This is a genomic window from Xenorhabdus eapokensis (assembly GCF_001908105.1).
Genome location: NZ_MKGQ01000042.1, coordinates 1 through 21,791, shown reverse-complemented (window position 1 = coordinate 21,791; position 21,791 = coordinate 1). Strand labels below are relative to the sequence as shown.

Below are 21,791 nucleotides of genomic sequence, written 5' to 3'. Positions count from 1 at the left end.
GGTGAATCAACGCTTCTTGCGGGAAATCTGCCTGAGTGGCATTGAAATCCACCAGCAGTTGTTGCCGTTCTGATGCGGGTAGCATCGGCAAGGTGGCAATGTGTTGGGTTTCATCTGCCACCATTGCGGTCAGCACATTATTGAAATAACCGACTATCCGCTTAACGGTGGCGGCATCGAATAAATCAGAGACATATTCCAGCTCACCAACCAGACCGGCCTCGGTTTCAGTCAATGACAAGGTCAAATCAAAGTGAGCACTGGGGTGCATCTGTGCAATAGGTGTGCATTGGACATCGGGTAACGCCAGTGTCTGAGCAGGAGTGTTATTTAAGGCCAGCATCACCTGGAAGATCGGACTATAGCTTAAATTGCGTTCGGGTTGGAGGGCTTCCACCACTTGCTCAAAGGGTAAATCCTGATGGGCATAGGCAGCCAGCGCCCGCTCCCGAACCTGGGTGAGCAGATCAGTGACAGTAACGGTATCATTCAGGGTGACACGCAAGGCCAGCGTATTGACGAAGAAACCGATTAATCCTTCGAGTTCATGTTGTAGACGGTTGGCAACCGGCGTGCCGATAACGATATCATCCTGACCACTGAGTTTAGCCAGTACCAGACTCCAGGCACTGAGCACCGTCATAAACAAGGTAGTATTATGGCGCAATCCCAGTTTTTTCAGTGAGGTTAATAAGTCTGCATCAACATGCACAGGAACTCGGTCGCCAACAAAAGATTGTACCGCGGGGCGCGGCCGATCCGTGGGGAGGGTGAGTAAAGCCGGTGCCCCTGTAAGCTGGGTGTACCAGAAATCACGTTGCGCCGTGAGAGTGGCTTCTTGTAGCCATTCACGCTGCCAGACAGCATAGTCGGCGTACTGAATGGGGAGTGGCGATAAAGGTGCGTCTTGCCCGTCGAGAAGGGCGCGATAAAGCACACTGAGTTCATGCATCAGTACACCGACGGACCAGCCATCAGTGATAATGTGGTGTTGCGTGAGCAGCAAGACATGCTCTTCGTCTGCCAGTTGCAGCAAGTGACCGCGGATCAGCGGGTCTTGGGTAAAGTCAAAAGGCGTCTGTGCTTCAAGGGCGGTCAAATCAGCAATATGGGCGGAGTGCGTTTCTGGCGCGAGTAAGCGTAAGTCCTGATAAGGCAGGGTAAAGCCAATGTCAGCCGGATCGATATGCTGGCAAGGTTGGCCGGAAACCAGGACAAAGCGGGTACGTAAGCTTTCATGGCGGACGATCAGGTGATCGAATGCACGGGTTAACACATGGCGACTAAGCTGACCGGTCAGACGCAATGCCACAGGGATATGATAAGCCAGGCTGGCGGCCGGATCGAGTTGCCCCAGGAACCATAAACGCTGTTGGGCAAAGGACAGAGGTAACGACTGGCTGTGGTCAACGACAGGGATTGTGACCTGAGTGGTGGTTGAAGTGTTAGTGAGCGTTTGCGCCAAATCCATCAAAACGGGTTGTTCAAAGAGTTGTTGTAATGGCAATTCCTTTGCTAATAGTTGGCGAACTCGTGTGGTCAGTTGGGTAGCGAGCAAGGAATGGCCACCGAGTTCGAAGAAATGATCATGACGACCAACTTGTTCTAAACCTAACAACGCCTGCCAAATCTGCGCCAGGGCGATTTCTATTTCACCGATGGGGGCTTCATAGCCGCGAACGACTACTGCCGATAAATCCGGGACAGGCAGAGCCTGACGGTCGAGTTTGCCATTGGGAGTCAGCGGGAAAGTGTCCAGGGTGACAAAAGCACTGGGTAACATATATTCGGTTAGGTGTTGCGCCAGTTGCTGGCGCAGTGTCGCGGGTACCAATTCAGCATCTTTCTGCGGTAACAGGTAGGCCACCAGCCGTTTTTGCCCCGGTTCGTCTTCACGCGCAATCACCACCGCCTCACGCACGCCGTCACATTGCGTGAGTCTGGCTTCGATTTCCCCCAACTCGATACGGAAGCCGCGCAACTTGACCTGAAAATCATTGCGCCCCAGATATTCAATATTGCCATCGGGCAGCCAGCGACCGAGGTCGCCAGTTTTGTACATACGGGCATTGGGTTTCGACGCAAATGGATCGGTCAGGAAACGTTCGGCAGTCAGTTCAGGACGATTGAGATAACCGCGAGCCACGCCGGCACCAGCAATATAAATTTCCCCTGCCACGCCGCAAGGAACGGGGTGACCGTGTGGATCCAGGATATAAATCTGGGTATTGGCAATCGGACGGCCAATCGGTGGCGGATTATCTGTTGAACTGTCATCGGAAACGGTACATGAATAGAGTGTGGCACAGATCGTGGTTTCCGTCGGCCCATAGGCATTGAGCATCTGCCGTCCTGGTGACCAGCGTTTGACTAAGGTTGATGGGCAGGCCTCTCCGCCCACCATCAAGGTTTGTACGGTATCGGGCAGGGAATCCATTGCGGCCAACGCAGTCATTGGCAAGATAACATGGCTGATAGTCTGGTCTACTAAATAACCGGACAATATGGCTCCAGGTATCAATTTATCCCGTTTGGCCAAATAGAGACGAGCACCCGCCATTAAGGTCATACAATATTCCCAAATACTGGGATCGAAACTGTTTGAGATGAACTGTAAGACGCGACTGTCGGTGGTGAGTGCCAGAGTGGCTTGCTGGGTGGTGATTAAGTTGCACAGGCTCTGATGTTCGACCATCACCCCTTTCGGTTGCCCCGTTGAGCCGGAAGTATAAATGACATAGGCCAGATGGTGTGCAGCTAATCCCAGGGCTTGAGGCTCTGGATTGTCAGTCGATTGTGTTGCCAGAGATTGTGTTGTCAGGCTCGATTCGGGGTTATCCAGTAAGACCGTGGGCAAGGCGTTAAACGGGGCGAGCCACGCTGACTGAGACAGTGCCGATTGAGTCAGTAACGCTACAGGTGCCGCATCTTCCAGCATATAGGCTAACCGTTCGGCCGGATAAGCGGGGTCAAGCGGTACATAAGCCCCGCCGGCTTTAAGGATTGCCAGAAAGCCAACCATCATCTCCAGACTGCGTTCGACACAGAGAGCGACCCGATCGTCTGGACGTACTCCCAGCGCAATCAAGTGGTGAGCCAGACGATTAGCGTGACGGTTCAATTCCTCATAACTGAGAGACAACTCCCCAAATACCACTGCTGTTGCATTAGGTGTTTTTGCAGCCTGTGCTTCGATCAATTGATGGATCAGTCTCTCTTGCGGGAAATCCATCTGTGTGGCATTGAAATCCACCAGCAATTGTTGCTGCTCTGTTTGTGGCAATAGGGGTAAATTTTGGATCTGGGTTTCTGGAGATGTCAGGGCGGCTTCTATCAACACCATGAGACGAGCCTGGAGGGCTATCACTTCAGCCCGACTCAGGTAATCAGGAGAAAAATGAAATTCAAGTGTGACAGATGTTTGAGCATCTTCATTATTATTAGCTAATACATATTGATGGACAGCGATAGAAAGAGGGAATGGTGCACCACGTTGTATTTTGGTGTATTTAAGTGTGGCGTTTGGTATATCGGCATTCACGTCTATCTGGTCAAATGACAGCATAATATCGAATAACTGATCACGTCCGGTCTTTTGCCGGATTTGTGTGAGCTGGTTGATTGCTGAAATTGGAAAACGCTGATGTTTGTAGCAACGATGTAATTCTGCGGCGGTTTTGTCCATCACATCAAGGAAAGTATCCTGGGACGAAATAGTGATGCCGACCGGAATCACCGAGGAAAACATCCCCACCGTATGTTTTTGTTTGTTGTTTTTACGGTTATCTATGGGAATACCAATAACAATCTCTTCATCTTCGGTACGGTTTGTTAGTGAATAAGCAGTACGTGAGAAATAGCAGGCCAGCACAGCATACATAAAATGCAGGACGGATAATCCATTTGCAGCGACAATATCCTCGATTCGCTGAAAGAGCGTTTTATCCAGTTGCCAAATGAGAGGTTCGGGGTGTTCGCTATCAGCTATTTTTTCTAAATTTGATGGCTGAATTAAGGCTGGAGGTAAGTTTTTGTAGCGATCTGACCAGAATTGTTGGTCTTGTAGATAGCGCTGTGAGTTTAAATAGGCATGATCCTCATGAATAAAGTCGAGATAAGAGGGCGCTGTTTTTGTAAATTCTTTTCCTTTGCTTAATTGAGCATACATGTTGGCTATTTCCGTGGAAATAAGTCTTAAAGTCGTTACATCGCCGATAAGATGATGACAACAAAAATGCCAGTACCAACGATTGTCACTTATCCGTAACAGTGCAAAACGCCATAGTTCACTGTGCAAATCAAACGGTCGCAGGAAGGCGGTACGGATGTATTGTTCAGCTTGTTCTTCTGCGTCAGCAGAACCTGAGAAATCGTGGATTGTCACAGATACCGGTAAGGTGTCGGTGAGTTCTTGCAGTGGTACTTCCTGAGTTTTAACGAGTCGTAAACGCAATGCACCATGACGATAAATGACGGCCTCAATAGCGCTTATTAACCGCACTTCATCCAATTTCCCTTCAACAAGAATAACTGAACCTAAGTTATAACAAGCACTATGAGGGCGGAAACACTGCTCGAGCCAGATGACTTGCTGGGGAGAACTGAGTGGGAATGTGATATTATTACTACTATTACGTGGCATAGGATGACGTGACATAGGCATTGTTTAACTCCTGCTTGTGCAACTAGTTAATCAGGCTAATGAAGTAAGGCTAATGAATTACATTTGAGTTATTTAACATTGCTGCACGCTAGAATATGGTTGGATAACTAACTCTTTCATAAACGGATGCGGTGTTTTTTGAAAATTTGTTATAAAAGGGATGGTTTGTATGTTTTTTAATTATTTGTATCAAAAATATTGATATAAAGATCGGTGTAAGGAGTTTTTTAATAGAAGCAGGAGGGAGGTTAGGTTGCTGCACATCCATATTGAAGTAAATTAATTGAATAATCAGTTATTATTATTTATTGATTAAATTGTGTAGCATTTTCCAGAACGGGCTTTGCTGTGCTAGCTGACGCTGCTCCTTAAGCATATTCTCAAGTATTACCAACGTGGTCAGAGGATTTGCCAGCACAACACGCAAAACGGTTGTTGGCTGCCTAGCCCATTGCTCGGGGTTGAGAGTGGTATGTGAGACAAAAGATTTTCCCGCGGACCATTGCATCGTCTGGATACTTTGGTTAAGAGAATTAATTAATTCATGCAGTTGCTGTTTTACCCGTTCTGAACCTTCCCCTAATGCCTGTAATACCTTTGGTGGTACATAGCGATAGGTTAACAGGCAAAGCTGTGGCTCACTGATTAACTCGAAATCTTCTTGCTGGCGGATGAGATCAGCGAATAATTGTGCTTTCTCAATACCCGCATCTATCAGGCCGGCTAATCTCTGGCGGCCAAGCAGATGGAAGTTACTGTGTAACATCAGCGACATTGCACCGCGTGAACCTTCCAAAGTATGGCGACCCAGATCCTTCGACCCTTTGCGCACAATATAATTAGCATGTTGGGCTATGGTGTTGGTCAGGGTAGGTTGACGGAATAACACCAGACCTGCTCCCATTGGTACATACATTTGCTTATGAGCATCGATTGTCACTGTATCAGCACGTTCGATGCCTCTAAATAAGTGCCGATAGCGTTCAGACAGTAAACTTGCTCCGCCCCAAGCGGCATCAACATGGAAATGGCACTGTTCCTGTTCAGCGATATCCGCCAGCATGTCCAATGGATCAATGGAACCGGTTTCTGTGGTGCCAGCTATCCCGATAATAGCCATAGGTTTGATATTGCGTTGGCGCAACTTCTGTAATTGTGTGAGAAGGGCATCAATGCAGATCCTGCCATCTTTGTCGGTATCTACTTTTACCAAGGCATCTTGTCCTAATCCAAGGATATCTACCGCTTTTTTCAGCGAATAGTGCCCCAGTTCCGATACCAGAATGGCTAAGCCACTATAGCCATAATGAATCAGCCCTCTGGCTAATCCCTCACGTGCAAGACCAGCAAAATCTCCGTCGGCTGGCATAAGCTGGTTTCGGCACGCCCACATGGCTGTTAAATTAGCCAAAGTTCCGCCAGAACAGAAGGTCGCCAGAGCGTGATCACTGTTGTGAAGCCACTGTTTATAGAAAGTTTCATCACAGTGGTATACCAACTGGTGCATCATACCCAGAACCTGGCGTTCCAGCGCAGTTAAAATATGCGATGTTTCCAGTTTGACCAGGTTCTGATTCAGTGCGGTCACTATCTTACTAAGTGCAGGCAAATGTCTGGGAAGCGCTGATGTCATGTGACCCACAAAAGTAGGGGAGGATACGGGCACAACCTGATTGAGGATATTTTCGCTCAGATGTTGGGCATACACCCCAGCATCAATCGGCAATTCTGGGATAAGCACGGAAGAAAACTGGTTTTCAAGCTCCGTCAGTTCGCGTATGGGTTTGTTCAACTTGTGGCGATTATAAGTGACAGGGTCACCGGTAATTTCCGTTTCCAGTTCGGCCAGATCTTCCTCACCGATACAGCAAATAAACTGGTCAAGCAGTGCTTGCCATTCTTGCTCATCCAGGCGGTGAGTATTCAGTGCTTTCTTATCCGCTTCCTTATCCGCTTCGTTGTGATCCTGGTTATCAGGCAAATACCGCATACTTTTCCTCTTTAGGATCATTAATCATATCGAACATATTTTCTCCCACATACGCTTCAGTCGCTTTGGGACACACAACTTTTGCCATAGGCTGGTTTAATATCATATTATAGATATTGATCAACTCCATTATTATCTCAATATAATTGACTGACTTGCGGGTATTTCCTTGCGGGTTAGCAACTGTAATCTGACCGAGGGCTAAAATAAAGCTTGCTTAATTTTCGGGGGCATGCGTTAATAGCTGGGTCGGTTTGAAAGACAGACCTCATACAAAGCAGTTTATTAAAGCAGTTCTCATTTCCAGGCGTTATCCCAGATATCCCTTCTTTTTGAGTTTCTCCATTAAGTGCTAAGTAGTTTCTGTACAACAGGCCATGTTTGCCTAAAAGGCTCAATAACTCAATCAAAGGAAATATCACATGTCTAATAAAATGACTGGAATAGTAAAATGGTTTAATGCGGATAAGGGTTTTGGTTTTATCTCCCCTACAGATGGAAGCAAAGACGTATTCGTGCACTTTTCAGCTATCCAGAGTAACGATTATCGTACTCTGTACGAAGGCCAGAAGGTCGAGTTTTCTATCGAGAAAGGTGCTAAAGGTCCGGCAGCAGCAAACGTTGTGCCTACAGCGTAAGGCCTTTCCTGAATCCCTTCCTCTGCGATAACGAAGACGGCCTCCGGCCTGAGTGGACAGGATGACGGGATATCAGAATATCTCCAGTTGCCGGTATGGATACAACATAAGTACATCCAGACTGAATTTATGTCGTTTGATGTATTCATACTGTTGGAAGTCACCGCCAATAGGCGGTGATGATTAGAACTTATAATAATTTAAATGCTTGTTTAATGACTTTATCGGGATAAGGTTGTTGACCATTTTCCATTTGAATCATAGCTTTAACCAGTCGGCTCATTGTGACAACATTTTCTACATCCACCACAGCGTTGCTGGTTACGCCAACTGATTTACACACATAAGCAATATAGCTTTCGGTATTATTTTCATTGGGTGGCGCCCAGCGGGAAATAAACTGACGGATCGTGTTGTCCCCGTATTTACGTTCATAATTCCGCAGAATTTTTAGCATCGCCCGTATACCATATTCCGGTGCCACAAATTGGCAAAATGATTTGTCTGTCTGAGTATCACGCAAACCCTGCCATTTATCACCGTGGCGGACATTGCCAGGGTTGTGGTTACGAATCCCTCTTGTCATGATTACCTCCTAAACGTTTATTGATGGCACGAATGGCAAACTCTCGTATTTTCTCTACGCCAATAAAACCAACGGCACCGCCGAGGGCAGGTGAAATACTGTTTGGAATACCAAATAGTTCCAGTCCGCTGGAAAATCCCCACGACAATGCTCCACATAGTAGCGGTTCGACCCAGCGATTTTTCCGCTCCACACCGTCATAAATAAGCCGGCCGTAACAGATCATGACGGCTAAAATAGAACCAGAAATTTGAGGCCAAGCGTTTCTTAGACCGTTTAATAAATCGGCCCATAAATCAGGATGTTCTTTCATTATTATTCCCATAATTTAATGATAGACATCACAGAAGCAGAGTTTTCAACACTTACTTAATGACGTCCCGTACTCTTCCATAGTAACGCTGGTAAAGAAAATCCACATGGTTACGCTATTGTGCCCTGGCTCTTACTAAACCTGGAGACACCCATTTTGGGCATACAAAAAACAGATAGAATGAAGAAAATATAATCAAAAAAGTCATTTTAATAAGATATTAAAACAAGCGGTATTAGCCGTTTTCCCTGTTATTTCAATATACATGGCACTGGATCTGGGTAGATAAATTCATTTCTGCCCATTTACTTAAATTGCACAAATTCGAATAGACACTATATTAATCAATGTGATTTTTAATCATAAAACTATATTTTTAAAAATAGTTAATTAATAAGATTATATTGTTGATAATTTTTTGCTATGACTTATTTGGCGTCGTTAAATTTTCCTGATCGTGTCAACTATTCGATGGTCATTGCCAAATAACTCTGAATTTATTCTGTTAGTTCAAGTAGATATAGAGTAAGGAATAATGTCATGAAAGTATTGATAGCAGAAAACGAAGTGGGTACACGATATCATAGTCACTATGTGGAAAATGCTGTGCATAGGTTGGCAGATAAATTAATCGAGAAGGACGTGGATGTTGTTATTGCTGAGTCTTTTGATGATAGCTATACAATAATTTCAGCCAATGAACCGTTTGATTGTGTCATGATAAGCTGTGCACTCATCGATGATGATTTATATCTCCAAATACAGAAGCTACTCAATAAATTATTTGAACGACAGGAGAATGTGCCGGTCTTTTTGTTAAGTGATCGGGAAAAAGCGGTATTTTTGTTAAATCATGAATTGCTCGAACAGTTAACTGAGTTTGCCTGGATATTGGAAGATTCTGCGGATTTTATTGCTGGCCGTGCTATTGCAGCCATGCAGCGTTATCGTCAACAATTATTTCCTCCTTTAATGTCAGCATTAATGCAATATAGCCGAACCTATGAATATTCCTGGGCGGCACCTGGGCATCAAGGGGGAGTCGGATTTAATAAAACGCCTGTTGGCCGCTTTTATCATGACTATTATGGGGAAAATCTTTTCCGTACCGATATGGGAATTGAACGAGCCTCATTGGGTTCGTTATTAGATCATTCCGGTGCATTTGGTGAAAGTGAAAGAAATGCCGCCAGAGTGTTTGGCGCAGACCATTCTTATTCTGTTGTGGTGGGAACGTCAGGCTCTAACCGCACGATTATGCAGGCCTGTATGACCGAAGATGACGTGGTCATCATTGACCGAAATTGCCATAAATCCATTGAACAAGGGCTGATACTGACAGGTGCCAAACCTGTTTATATGCTGCCGAGCCGTAACCGCTATGGCATCATTGGTCCCATCTATCCACAAGAAATGCAGACTAAAACATTACAGAAAAAACTGAAACAAAATCCACTGACTCAGGGCATAACGAGCCAGAAACCCGTTTATAGCGTAGTGACAAACTGTACCTATGATGGTGTCTGTTATAACGCCAAGCATGTACAGGAATTATTGGATAAAAGTGTCGATAGAATACATTTTGATGAAGCATGGTATGGCTATGCGCGGTTTAACCCCATTTATCATGATCACTTTGCCATGCGTGGAGATCCTAAAAACCACTCAGGGCCGACAGTTTTTGCGACCCATTCATCTCACAAGTTGTTGAATGCACTTTCTCAAGCCTCCTTTATCCATGTACGGGATGGACGCCACCCCGTGGAATTTTCAAGGTTTAATCAAGCTTACATGATGCATGCAACCACTTCTCCTCTGTATGCGATTTGCGCTTCAAATGATATCGCGGTTTCAATGATGGATGGCAATAGCGGCTACTCATTGACTCAGGAAGTGATTGAAGAAGCTGTTGATTTTCGTCAGGCATTAGCGCGTTTGAATCGAGAGTTCAATAAGAAAGGGGATTGGTTCTTTAAACCCTGGAATCAGGAAAAAGTGATAGATCCTGCAACGGGTAAGAAAATAGCTTTTGAGGATGCACCCAGGGAATTATTGACGAAAGAACAAGGTTGCTGGGTAATGCGTCCGGGAGACAGTTGGCACGGATTTGAAGATTTGCCGGATAACTGGAGTATGCTTGATCCGATTAAAGTCAGCATATTGACGCCGGGCATGGGGGATAACGGTAAGTTGAAAAAACAGGGCGTGCCGGCCGCATTAGTCACCGCATGGTTAAGCCAGCACGGTATCGTACCGACCCGTACCACGGACTTCCAAATTATGTTCCTGTTTTCAATGGGGATCACCAAAGGAAAATGGGGAACATTGCTTAACACCTTACTGTCTTTCAAACACCATTATGATGCTAATACGCCTTTGAATAAAGTTTTGCCGGATTTGGTAGAGCAACACCCAGAGGTGTATGGGCATTTAGGATTGAAAGAGTTAGGCGATAAAATGTTCGATTATTTACGGCAAAATAATCCGGGTGAAAAACTGAATCGGGCATATGCGGGTTTACCCAAAATGGAAATGACTCCGCGAGCTGCTTATCAGGCCATTGTAACCAATAACGTGGAAATGGTGGCACTAGACGATTTACCGCATCGCATTGCTGCGAACTCTATCATCCCATATCCACCCGGTATTCCCATGCTGCTTTCAGGCGAGAATTTTGGTGATAAAACCAGTCCCCAAATTGGATATTTACACGCATTACAGAAGTGGGATCACGAATTTCCTGGTTTTGAGCATGAAACGGAAGGCACAGAGATTATCGACGGCATTTATCACGTCATGTGTATAAAAAAAGTGAAAATGGGAAGATAAATTATGGCTATTGTTTCAGAGGCAAATGTTTCAGAGGCAAATGTTTCAGAGGCAAAAAAAGTCGGCTTGATCCCCGTGACTCTGATGGTTGCGGGTAACATCATGGGGTCGGGTGTTTTTCTTCTGCCTGCCAGTCTGGCTTCAACCGGAGGTATTGCGATCCTTGGATGGCTGGTGACTATCATTGGTGCTGTGGGGTTATCGATTGTCTATGCGAAAATTTCCTCACTGGATGACAGCCCAGGCGGTTCTTATGCCTATGCGCGCCGAGCCTTTGGCCCTTTTTTAGGTTATCAGACTAATATTTTATATTGGCTGGCGTGTTGGATCGGTAATATCGCCATGGTTGTGATTGGCGTTGGTTATCTGAGCTATTTTTTTCCTGTCCTGAAAGATCCCATAATCTTAACTATCACTTGTACAGTCATACTGTGGATATTTGTCATTTTGAACATTATCGGGCCACACGTGATTACCAGAGTGCAAGCGGTAGCGACAACGTTAGCATTAATTCCGATTGTAGCAACCGCCGTATTGGGTTGGTTTTGGTTCAACGGTAAGACCTATATGGATGCGTGGAACGTCAGTGGGTTGAATACTTTTGGCGCGATTCAAAGTATTTTAAACGTAACCTTATGGTCTTTTATTGGCGTTGAAAGTGCTTCTGTTGCGGCTGGTGTGGTTAAAAATCCTAAGCGTAACGTACCGATTGCAACTATTGGTGGTGTGCTGATTGCGGCCGTCTGTTATGTTCTGTCCAGCAGCGTGATTATGGGCATGATCCCCAACGCAGCGTTGAAAATCTCATCTTCACCTTTTGGCGATGCTGCCCGATTGGCATTGGGAGATACCGCCGGAGCCGTCGTTGCCTTTTGTGCCGCGGCAGGCTGTTTGGGATCATTGGGTGGCTGGACATTGCTTGCAGGGCAAACAGCCAAAGCTGCCGCAGATGATGGGCTGTTTCCTGCAATCTTTGCCAAAGTGAACAAAGCAGGGACTCCGGTTGCGGGTTTGTTGATTTTGGGGGTTTTAATGACGATTTTCCAACTCAGTAGTATTTCGCCGAATGCAGCGAAAGAATTTGGCTTGGTCTCTTCCGTCTCCGTGATTTTTACCCTGATACCTTACCTGTATACCTGTGCAGCTTTGCTGTTAATTGGTCATGGTCATCTTGGGCAAGAGAAAACGCGATATATCATTATTACGTTTATTGCCTTTATCTATTGTATCTGGGCAGTTTTTGGAACCGGAGCAAAAGAAGTGGTATGGACACTCGTTGTCATGATGGTCATAACGGCAATGTATACCTTTAACTACAATACGAAACATCCTGTCCCTTTTCCGTTAGATAAAAAAGCTTAACTGCGATTTTTGGGTGTCACATATTTTGGTGCTGTCATTACAGCACCTTTTTTTGATCAAAAAACACTCCAAATTTACCTCGTCATTATTCTGCTCATCTCGTGGTTCTGTCGCATTAACAAGAAATGTCCGAGTGAAAGTGTGTTGGTTGTTTTTTTATGCGGTCAGTTGATAGAAAAAGGCCGCGGGTGACATCGGGCATTCCGGCTCTTGAACATATTGTCCTTTACGCAACATGCTGACTAACTCAATGCCCGCTAGAAGGGTCTGAGCCCGCCTGAAATTGTTGAAGCCCAGCAGGGGAGAGGTTCGCCGTTTGATGTTGCGGTGATCCTGCTCAATGAGGTTATTGAGGTATTTGTTTTGCCGGATAACGATAGCTTCCTCTTTGGATTTCCCCTGATTTAACTCGTCTACCGCCGCTTTATTGGCGCTGCTTTTATCCATTGTGACGACCTCAGGTTGGCCCTGCTGACGCATCGCCTTTTTGAAAAAACGCAAGGCAGCGGCCTTATCCCGACAGGCCGTCAACAACAAATCCACGGTATTCCCGTGCGCATCCACCGCCCGGTAGAGATACCGCCATTGCCCTTTGATTTTGATATAGGTTTCATCCATTCGCCAGCGACACCCGACATCAGGTTTGCAGCGCCGATAACGTTTGACAATTAAAGGCACCAGACGATGAACCCAGCGCGAGAGCGTGGAATGATCAACGATGACACCCCGCTCAGCCATCATCTCTTCCAGATTTCGTAAACTCAGGGCATAAGCGGGATACCATCGGACACACTGGGCGATAATATCGGTAGGATAGTGGAGACGTTTGAAGGCGTTTCGGAGCAGGGACATCGTTTGGGACTCGCGCAAAAACCCAGAAGTTTACCTGAAGTTCCGTTAATGCGACAGAACCCTGGAGGCTTTTACGCGGCACAAAAAGTCACTCAGTTGGGTGAAAAATGTTTTAGCCGATGGCGGTTATACGGGAGAAGTCTTCGCTGAGAACGTGCATCATATACTCGGCGCGACTGTCGAAATTGCCAAATGTAGTGAATTGCATACTTTCCAGGTGATAGCCAAGCGATGAGTTGTCGAACGTTCATTTGGTTGGCTGGAAAAATGCCGACGATTGTGGAAGAACTGTGAGAGATATTTGAATACCAGCCTTCAGTTCGTCAATCTGGCATTTCTCGTCGTGTTGCTGCGTAGAAAAAATACTGAATAGGCTGTAACATGTTTTAGGTGTTAGATAACTCACAGTAAGTTTTCCGCATTTCAATATACTAAAAGAAATCAGGATAACTTGGTATTTCGGTAAGTAGGAGCGTGCATATGTACAAAACTATTTTAGTACCAATAGATATTTCAGAAGAAGATCTAACCCACAAGGCCGTTGGATGCGCTCTTAAAATCGTCAGAGAAACAGGGGCTAAATTGCATTTTTTACATGTATTACCCATTTCATCAGCGATTATTAATGCCTATGCACTAGGCTATATGGAAATTAAGGATAAGGCGACTATCAAGGCAGAACAAGACTTGAAAAAGCTGGTTGATTCCATTGAATTACCCGATCGTCAGATCTCCTATTCAATTGCATTTGGTTCACCAAGAGACGAAATCACGGCTACAGCGGATGAAATTGGCGCTGATTTGATTGTTATTGGCTCAAGGCGACCTAATATCACGACGCATCTGTTGGGTTCCAACTCTGCTGGCGTTGTCAGATATGCAAAAACATCTGTATTAGTAGTACGATAATTATTGGTAGTGATAATGATAGTTTGTTGATTTTAACTGATACTCAATAGCTAGCGGTTATATCCGATTACAGGGGAGTATATATGTATAACACGATTTTAGTTCCAATTGATATTGCAGAAGACACATTGACTGATAACGCAATCAAACATGCTGAATATTTGGCAAAAATATCTAATGCCAAGGTTCATCTTTTTCACTCTGTGCCAGATATTTCCCGATTTTCCGTGAACTATAGTTACCACTATGATTTATTGAGTTCTTTTGCCAAAAAAGCAATAGCGAATTCTGAAGAGGAACTGAAAAAAGTTGTAGAACGAATGGATTTACCGAAAGATAGGGTATCATTCTCTGTTGCCTTGGGCTCTCCACGGGATAAAGTGTTGTCTACAGCGCGTGAGATTAATGCCGATTTGATTATTGTCGGATCTCGCCGGCCGGATATCTCTACTCACTTACTGGGTTCAAATGCGTCGGGCATTGTAGGGTATGCGAATATCTCTGTTTTGGTTGTGAGATAATAGGCAGCAACTGGATATAGTTAATTATTATTGATAAAACCGTGCTGAACATAGCACGGTTATTTTTTAATAAACAAACTAAAGAGAAATTTTGGTTAATCAGAAAACGAATTCAGCGTAATATCTAACTGATTTTTACCGGCAATAATAATTTGAATCTGTAAATTGTTTTCTGAACTGTTAGTGGTAACGATAGTTACCTCTTCATTCCCTGAATATTTCTTTACAACTTGTAGCAACTCTTGCTCAAGTTGTTCGGTTTTAGAGCTAATGGTCATTTATCCTACTACATTCAATTAAATATTTTAGAAATACCTTAATATTATCTAAATAAAAAGACTTTAATAGTTTAGTGAGATTAATGTTTTATCGCTTCATATGCCGATAAAATAGATCAATCGGTGTATTAAAACATATTACTATCAATTCCTTCAAATAATACATTGACGTCTTCCTAATCGTTAAAGAGAAATCAAAAAAATAATATTTGTCATTTTACGGTATTGTCAGGCAGGATAATAAATGGATGTTATGCACAATAAGTAAATAGGTATTATTTTGAAAAGTAAAATTGGTCATTTGGCACGTTATCTTTTGGTTTTTGGGTTAACTCTCTCTTTTCATGCATGGAGTGCGCCGACCAGCTTCGAACAAGCTAAAGTTGAATCAAGAAAAAATGTTTATGACGGACAAACAAAGTCAGGTATAGGCACACTATATTGTGGATGTGATTGGCAATGGGTTGGTAAAAGTGGTGGGCGTGTTGATTTGGCTTCTTGCGGTTATCACGTCAGATCACAGCAAACAAGGGCTGCACGTATTGAATGGGAACATATGGTGCCTGCCTGGGTATTTGGGCATCAGCGTCAATGTTGGCAAAATGGTGGGCGGAAAAACTGTGTGGAAACCGATCCCGTATTTCGCATGATGGAATCAGACATGCATAATCTGGCGCCGGCAATCGGTGAGGTTAATAGTGATCGCAGTAATTATGGTTATGGAATGCTCGCCAGAAACACACCGAATATGTATGGTGCATGTAGCAGTAAAGTAGATACTAAATCACGGCTGTTTGAACCGCGTGATAGAGTAAAAGGCATGGTTGCCAGAGTCTATTTTTATATGCATGACCGTTATAATCTGACGATGTCACGCCAACAGCAACAATTGATGATGGCATGGGATCGCCAGTATCCAGTGGATGCCTGGGAGCGTGAAAGAGATAACCGAATTGCCAAAATTATGGGACACCATAACCCATTTGTGACTGGCAGCAAAAAGTGGCAATTGGGACATAAAAATTCAGGCCAAGGTTTAATATCACAGCAAGGATTGATGGCACAAAAAGGAGGAGAGGCACAGAGCCGTGTGCCAAAGCAAAGTAATTTGCAGGCAGAAAATAGCCAGATATCAACCCAAAGAACGACAGCAAAAACGGCGCAAAATGAGGCAATTAAGGGGAATAAAAATAGTCAAATTTATCATTTTGCACACTGCACTGGCTATAAAACTGTGGCAGATAAAAACGCAATTTACTTCCGCTCAGAATCAGAAGCCAAAAAAGCGGGATATCGTTTGGCTGGTAATTGTAAAAAGTAGCTGCTAATGCATTACTCATAAAAATCAAACAATGTTTCAGTAAAATTTAACCTTTGAGCTTGTCATAAATAAAAAACTGTCATTATACTGACATCATAGTCCGTTAGATTACACCAAAGAAACGGAAAGATGCGAGGAATGCTAATGACAGATATTGAAATTGCATTCTCGGTTAGGGGCCGACGCTTAAGATCATGTCACTGATAAAAAGTGACGTTCTTAACGTCGGTTTTTTTATGATCCTTTCATGAGCTTAAAAGGGAGCTCCTATCTATAACATCGATGTTAAGACACCGCAAAGTGGAGCTAACGATAAGGTGTACGACTATGGGTAGACAGAAAGCAGTGATTAAATCGCGCCGTGAAGTCAGGAGAATGTTAAAAAAGGGATCACGTTACCAGGATAACGATAATGTCACTTCACTGGAACAGCTTGGAGGTGTTGAGGCTATCGGAATGGCACGTGAAAGCAGGGATACGTCAGAAATTATGCCGCGCAGCGAAGCACAGTATCGCTATATGCGGGCAATCAATAACAAGCAATTGATTATTACCAATGGTGAAGCGGGTTGTGGCAAAACCTACGTTAGTGCCGTGATGGCGGCCGATGCCTTAATTAATAAAGAGGTTGATAAAATTATTGTGACGCGTCCGGTATTACAGGCAGAAGAAGATCTTGGTTTTCTGCCGGGAGATATGGCGGAGAAATTTGCCCCTTATTTCCGGCCGGTTTATGACGTGCTATTAAAACGCATGGGCGCTTCATTTTTGCAATATTGCTTGCGTCCTGAAATTGGCAAAGTAGAAATTGTTCCTTTCGCCTATATGCGAGGAAGAACATTTGAGGATGCATTTGTGATCCTCGACGAAGCGCAAAATGTTACGGTTAATCAAATGAAAATGTTTTTAACACGATTGGGAGAAAATGTAACAGTGGTTGTAAATGGTGATATTAGCCAGTGTGATTTGCCGACAAATATCACGTCAGGGTTGGTGGATGCATTGGAGCGGTTTTCTGATGATGAAGCTATCAGTGTGATCCATTTCTCTCAGCAAGATTGCATCCGTTCTAAATTGTGCCAGAAAGCGTTGATAGCTTATGGTTGATTAGCCGTAAATTTCAACTTTTATAGACAGGTAGCAAAGAAAAAACTCCCGGCTAACTTTGTGGCTGGGAGTAATAATTTTATTTTTAATGATTGGTATAACAGGATGCTTTGCACCAGTTTAGCAGTGAGTTACATTACCTCGTAAATTTTAGGTTGCAGTGTAGCCAATAAAGTGGCAATTTGAAAGGCATAAGTCAATTCGATTTGTAATAGATGAAATTTACGTTAATTAATTGAAATTTTATTTCATTATTAAATTTTTATTAAGGGCATAGTTATGGATCATGATGAAAAAGAAAAATTAGAATTACAGCAAAGAAAAGCCTGGGATAAATATAGAGAGTGTGTGCGTAGTCGTTGGAACACAAGTGCTATAAATAGAATGATGGAGAAGGGAAGCTCTTGGAGTCTTTTTTTTCCCCAGAATTTACATGTTGGTATGCAACATAATATAGACAACTTACGGCATGAAATTCAAATGCAGCCACTTTCAGATAAAGAGAAACAGTTTGCAGATTGTTTTATGAAAAAAGATTTTTTCATTGTTCATGCAAGTGATGCTAATCTAATAAATAATAATGAAAGAAATTTGCTTATTTATTCTAGGTATCGTCTTCAGGAGAAAGGTATTAAGTTTCCAACTCACCATTCCTCTGTACGGGATGTTTTCGGGTTAGGTAATGATGATTATGTATTTTTTTCACTTGAAGTAGGTTATACATTAAAAAAGCCACTAAGTGTATTCGGTGTTAATTTTTATCGTATTCCTTATAGAAGGGAAAATATGGCACTTCGTCATTCTTCTATGACGCTGATTGATCAAGTTAAGCTGGAAGCGCCTAATAGTAAAATGCTTGAAAACATAAGTAGGCGAGCACGTGCCCACCTTGAATCAAGGGGATTTTCAAGAGAAAATGTACATTTCTGTGGTATTGATAATTGTTTAGAAGGATTACTTTATTCAATTATTCTTGAAACAAGAAACCTTAGTAGATTTTCGATGGAAAAAGATGTAAATTTGATTTTATCTGCACGAACTGATGATGAAATGAATCGGGTTATTAATGGATTATTCCGCCCTGAAGTCAGGGTGCCAAGAATGGTAGGAATTCCTAACGATGCTTACCAAGCAATAATGAATAAAAGGTTTTAATAAAACCTGATAGGTTATAGATTAATTTATTGTTCAAATTCATATTCTAGTTACCAAGTATGGCGGCAAAATTGGTAAGGGAAGGTTCTAATCTAATTAAACAATCTTGTTGTTACCTTGATTAAAACCTTAACCCAGATAATCATCCCAGTAATTAAAAAAGATTGGTCATCACTTAATTTTCATTCCCGCCATTGTCATTAGAGTACGAAATAACGTGGATACAGCGTATAAAGCCAATACGCTGCAAAACCAAATTGCCACCATCCAACCTAAGCGCTTCCAGAGTGAAGGACGTTGTGATGCTGTTTCAATGGTAGCCTTGTTCATGGGTGATTTTTCCTCGGAAGACATAGTAACTCCAAAAGGTATAAGTCAAAATTATCGGGATAATGAACAGAGCACCAACCAGCATAAAGCCTAATGATTGAGGAGGGGAGGCCGCCTCTTCATAGCTAATAGAGGGCGGGATAATGTTCGGCCAAATGCTGATCCCTAATCCAGTAAAGCCCATGAAAATCAATAACAGTGCTGCCAAAAACGGGGTGTAATGGCTTGAGTTTCGGTCAGATTTCAATAGCTTCCAGCTTGACCATAATACTAATAATGGTACGGGCATGAAGAAAAATAGATTCGGTAAGCTGAACCAACGTTCGGCAATCGTTGAGTGAGCAAGCGGTGTCCAAATACTGATAATGGTAATAATTGCTAGCATCAGTAATGTTAAGGGACGCAGAACACGATACATCTGTTGTTGCAGATGGTCTTCTGTTTTCATCACGAGCCAACCACATCCCAATAAGGCATAAGAGATGACAAGTCCAATCCCGCAAAATAGCGGAAAAGGAGCCAGCCAATCAAAATAGCTGCCGATATAAACGCGATTTTCGACAGGAAAACCGGCAATAACTGCCCCAACAACGATGCCTTGCATAAAGGTGGCGAGAATTGAACCGACCATAAATGCCTTATCCCAGAAGTGTTGGTGCTTTGGTGTGGCCTTGAAACGAAATTCAAAAGCAACCCCACGAAATATCAGGCCTAATAGCATAATGGTCAATGGGATTGCCAGTGCATCCAAAACTACCGCATAAGCCAGTGGGAACGCGCCAAATAATCCAGCGCCCCCCAGCACCAACCAGGTTTCATTGCCATCCCAGACAGGAGCAACAGAATTCATCATCAAATCACGATCGGATTGCTCCTTAATCGCTGGATATAAGATGCCGATTCCAAGATCAAAACCATCCATCACGATATACATCATGGTGCTAAATATGATGATCAGGAACCAAATGAGAGGAAGATCAATGCCCATTTACTGACTCCTTATTTGGGATTTGTGGCAGGCCTTGACGGATGAGTTTCATCATATAGGCGTAACCAACACCGAAGACGGCGGCATAGACGACAAAGAAAATAAGTAGGCTGATGCTCATGTGGATTTCACCATGTGCTGATACCGCATCTTTGGTGCGCATCAAGCCATAGACGACCCACGGCTGACGACCAATTTCTGTTGTGAACCAACCTGCCAGAATTGCAATAAGACCGGAAGGTGCCATTAAAAGCATAAAGCGGAGGAAGAGCGGGTTTTCATACAGGCGTTTTTTGTGACGCAACCATAGTCCCCAGACGCCGGCGAAAATCATCAAAATCCCCAATCCCACCATGATGCGAAATGACCAAAACACCATAAACGCATTTGGGCGATCTTCTGGGGCAAATTCTTTCAGTGCCGGAACTTGTTTATCCAGACTGTGTGTCAGAATCAGGCTGGCAAGATAGGGGATTTTGACTGCATAACGCGTCTCTTCTGCTTCCTGATTGGGAATGCCAAATAGAATCAGTGGAGTGGCTTCACCAGGATGATTTTCCCAATGACCTTCCATAGCAGCGATTTTAGCCGGTTGATGTTTTAACGTATTTAGTCCGTGCATATCGCCAATCACGGCTTGTAATGGGGCGATAATCAGGATCATCCACATCGCCATTGACAACATTTTCCGCATGGCGGATGAATCATTGCCTTTCAGTAAATGCCAGGCAGCAGAAGCCGCAATGAAAAATGCTGCGGCCAGGAATGCCGCTGTCCCCATATGCAGCAGGCGATAGGGGAAAGAGGGATTGAAAATCACCGCGAACCAATCAACAGGAATAACTTGATTATTTATAATTTCATGGCCTTGCGGTGTTTGCATCCAGCTATTAGAGGCCAATATCCAGAATGTAGAAATAATTGTGCCGAGCGCTACCATACAGGTTGAGAAAAAATGCAGCTTTTCTCCGACCCGATGCCAGCCAAACAGCATGACACCAAGGAATCCAGCCTCAAGGAAGAATGCGGTCAGCACCTCATAGACCAACAATGGACCTGTAATAGTACCGGCAAAATCAGAAAAGAAACTCCAGTTGGTGCCGAACTGATAAGCCATCACCAGACCAGAAACAACGCCCATACCGAAATTAACCGCGAAAATTTTTGACCAGAAGTGATATAACGTTTTGTAGTCCGTATTACGTGTTTTAAGCCATAAGCCTTCCAATACCGCCAGAAAGCTCGCCAAACCTATAGTAATAGCAGGAAAGATAATGTGGAAAGAAACCGTAAAGGCGAATTGTATCCTTGCGAGTTCAAGGGCAGTTAACCCTAACATAGTGACCTCTTATTGCAATCTTTGGGTATATGGATAAACGAAGCTAGAAGGTGCAGACAAGTAAAACACAGGCAAGCGAGGTATAATAGTAACAATTTTTTGTATATTAGCTATAACAGATTGCGTGAAAATCAGTTATATGATGTGTTGTGGGCTGTGACTTTAAGTGCCCGAATTTTGCTCTGATGGTTACAGATGAAAGAAGATCAAAATGGTCATGATATCATTTGGATACATACAACCTTGTTGGCCGCGTAGACGCTATTCGTTATCAAGGCAAAACGGTGTCTATTGGAGGATAAAAAAACGGCAAAAATCGTCGACATCGTAGAAAATTTCAACTAACTTATTCATATCCTGTTCCTCCCTTGGAGCGGTTTTTGGCGTTCACTAAAGTTTCGCTCCCGAAACAGCTTCTCGTCAACTTCTTATCAGGAATTCGGGTTTAAATTTCATATAATGAAAATTAATCATCATATAAAAGGTCAACATGAAAAAAATATTTTAAAACTAGGGCGTGTTGACGTTTTGTGAGGGGAATTTGAACAGCATGATGATCTGGTATCATTGTCTTCGCGAAAAAACCATTACTCCAGCTCATCATGCCAAG

General features: G+C 43.6%; 18 protein-coding genes and 2 pseudogenes. 9 read left to right on the top strand and 11 right to left on the bottom strand.

The features are described from left to right. The 3 genes from Xedl_RS17335 to Xedl_RS27935 all read right to left on the bottom strand — a co-directional run. Nucleotides 1-4,663: non-ribosomal peptide synthetase (locus Xedl_RS17335; protein WP_143187463.1), on the bottom strand; the 4,663-nt coding region annotated here is incomplete at its 3' end. A 301-nt stretch (nucleotides 4,664-4,964) separates the two neighbouring features. Beyond that, nucleotides 4,965-6,653 carry a pyridoxal-dependent aspartate 1-decarboxylase PanP gene (panP, locus tag Xedl_RS17330; RefSeq protein WP_074025032.1) on the bottom strand — a complete coding sequence of 563 codons (1,689 nt, stop codon included), beginning with the start codon at nucleotides 6,651-6,653 and terminating at the stop codon, nucleotides 4,965-4,967. Then, nucleotides 6,637-6,783, bottom strand: coding sequence for a hypothetical protein (locus Xedl_RS27935; protein WP_158024404.1), 147 nt, complete (start codon nucleotides 6,781-6,783; stop codon nucleotides 6,637-6,639). Before Xedl_RS27935 ends, panP begins: the two co-directional genes overlap by 17 nt. Nucleotides 6,784-7,075: 292 nt before the next feature. On the opposite strand from Xedl_RS27935, the gene cspG reads away from it, so the two are divergent. Then, nucleotides 7,076-7,291 carry a cold shock protein CspG gene (cspG, locus tag Xedl_RS17325; RefSeq protein ID WP_074025031.1) on the top strand — a complete coding sequence of 72 codons (216 nt, stop codon included), beginning with the start codon at nucleotides 7,076-7,078 and terminating at the stop codon, nucleotides 7,289-7,291. A gap of 190 nt (nucleotides 7,292-7,481) precedes the next feature. Here the strand turns inward: cspG and Xedl_RS17320 are convergent, their stop codons facing one another. After that, entirely contained in the window at nucleotides 7,482-7,877 is a 396-nt protein-coding gene (locus Xedl_RS17320; RefSeq protein WP_074025030.1) for a structural protein, read from the bottom strand. Beyond that, nucleotides 7,858-8,190 carry a phage holin, lambda family gene (locus tag Xedl_RS17315; RefSeq protein WP_074025029.1) on the bottom strand — a complete coding sequence of 111 codons (333 nt, stop codon included), beginning with the start codon at nucleotides 8,188-8,190 and terminating at the stop codon, nucleotides 7,858-7,860. Before Xedl_RS17315 ends, Xedl_RS17320 begins: the two co-directional genes overlap by 20 nt. 540 nt (nucleotides 8,191-8,730) lie before the next feature. Between Xedl_RS17315 and adiA the strand changes: the two genes are divergently transcribed. Beyond that, nucleotides 8,731-11,019: an arginine decarboxylase gene (gene adiA, locus Xedl_RS17310; protein ID WP_074025028.1), complete on the top strand. Its 2,289-nt coding sequence runs from the start codon at nucleotides 8,731-8,733 to the stop codon at nucleotides 11,017-11,019. 3 nt (nucleotides 11,020-11,022) lie between these two features. Continuing rightward, nucleotides 11,023-12,381, top strand: a complete 1,359-nt coding sequence (gene adiC, locus Xedl_RS17305; protein WP_074025027.1) for an arginine/agmatine antiporter — start codon at nucleotides 11,023-11,025, stop codon at nucleotides 12,379-12,381. Between the two features lie 156 nt (nucleotides 12,382-12,537). Here the strand turns inward: adiC and Xedl_RS17300 are convergent, their stop codons facing one another. Further along, nucleotides 12,538-13,233, bottom strand: coding sequence for an IS6 family transposase (locus Xedl_RS17300; RefSeq protein WP_074025026.1), 696 nt, complete (start codon nucleotides 13,231-13,233; stop codon nucleotides 12,538-12,540). A 61-nt stretch (nucleotides 13,234-13,294) separates the two neighbouring features. Here Xedl_RS17300 and Xedl_RS25860 point away from each other — a divergent pair. From Xedl_RS25860 to Xedl_RS17285, 3 genes and pseudogenes are all read left to right on the top strand, one after another. Continuing rightward, nucleotides 13,295-13,606, top strand: a pseudogene (locus tag Xedl_RS25860) (transposase); the annotation flags it as partial. A 107-nt stretch (nucleotides 13,607-13,713) separates the two neighbouring features. Then, a complete protein-coding gene (locus Xedl_RS17290; RefSeq protein WP_074025024.1) occupies nucleotides 13,714-14,142 on the top strand; it encodes a universal stress protein in 429 nt (142 codons plus the stop codon). A gap of 83 nt (nucleotides 14,143-14,225) precedes the next feature. Next, a complete protein-coding gene (locus tag Xedl_RS17285; protein WP_074025023.1) occupies nucleotides 14,226-14,663 on the top strand; it encodes a universal stress protein in 438 nt (145 codons plus the stop codon). A 95-nt stretch (nucleotides 14,664-14,758) separates the two neighbouring features. On the opposite strand, the gene Xedl_RS17280 is transcribed toward Xedl_RS17285, so the two are convergent. After that, entirely contained in the window at nucleotides 14,759-14,941 is a 183-nt protein-coding gene (locus Xedl_RS17280; RefSeq protein WP_074025021.1) for a hypothetical protein, read from the bottom strand. A 280-nt stretch (nucleotides 14,942-15,221) separates the two neighbouring features. On the opposite strand from Xedl_RS17280, the gene Xedl_RS17275 reads away from it, so the two are divergent. From Xedl_RS17275 to Xedl_RS17265, 3 genes are all read left to right on the top strand, one after another. Next, on the top strand, nucleotides 15,222-16,262 hold the full coding sequence (locus tag Xedl_RS17275) for an endonuclease (RefSeq protein WP_074025019.1): 1,041 nt from the start codon (nucleotides 15,222-15,224) through the stop codon (nucleotides 16,260-16,262). Between the two features lie 327 nt (nucleotides 16,263-16,589). Then, the gene (phoH, locus tag Xedl_RS17270) at nucleotides 16,590-17,369 is read left to right on the top strand and encodes a phosphate starvation-inducible protein PhoH (protein ID WP_074025017.1); all 780 of its coding nucleotides are present in this window, start codon (nucleotides 16,590-16,592) and stop codon (nucleotides 17,367-17,369) included. Between the two features lie 279 nt (nucleotides 17,370-17,648). Next, a complete protein-coding gene (locus tag Xedl_RS17265) occupies nucleotides 17,649-18,524 on the top strand; it encodes a hypothetical protein (RefSeq protein ID WP_074025015.1) in 876 nt (291 codons plus the stop codon). Nucleotides 18,525-18,695: 171 nt separating this feature from the next. Here the strand turns inward: Xedl_RS17265 and Xedl_RS17260 are convergent, their stop codons facing one another. The 4 genes and pseudogenes from Xedl_RS17260 to Xedl_RS33735 all read right to left on the bottom strand — a co-directional run. Next, nucleotides 18,696-18,854 carry a DUF2474 domain-containing protein gene (locus tag Xedl_RS17260; protein WP_074025014.1) on the bottom strand — a complete coding sequence of 53 codons (159 nt, stop codon included), beginning with the start codon at nucleotides 18,852-18,854 and terminating at the stop codon, nucleotides 18,696-18,698. Further along, complete coding sequence (cydB, locus tag Xedl_RS17255; protein ID WP_074025012.1) at nucleotides 18,835-19,842, bottom strand: cytochrome d ubiquinol oxidase subunit II; 1,008 nt, start codon at nucleotides 19,840-19,842, stop codon at nucleotides 18,835-18,837. The genes Xedl_RS17260 and cydB overlap by 20 nt, the downstream gene beginning before the upstream one ends. Next, entirely contained in the window at nucleotides 19,832-21,181 is a 1,350-nt protein-coding gene (locus tag Xedl_RS17250) for a cytochrome ubiquinol oxidase subunit I (RefSeq protein ID WP_074025011.1), read from the bottom strand. The genes cydB and Xedl_RS17250 overlap by 11 nt, the downstream gene beginning before the upstream one ends. Nucleotides 21,182-21,373: 192 nt before the next feature. Then, nucleotides 21,374-21,535: pseudogene (locus Xedl_RS33735) on the bottom strand (IS982 family transposase); the annotation flags it as partial. Between the last annotated feature and the right edge of the window lie 256 nt (nucleotides 21,536-21,791).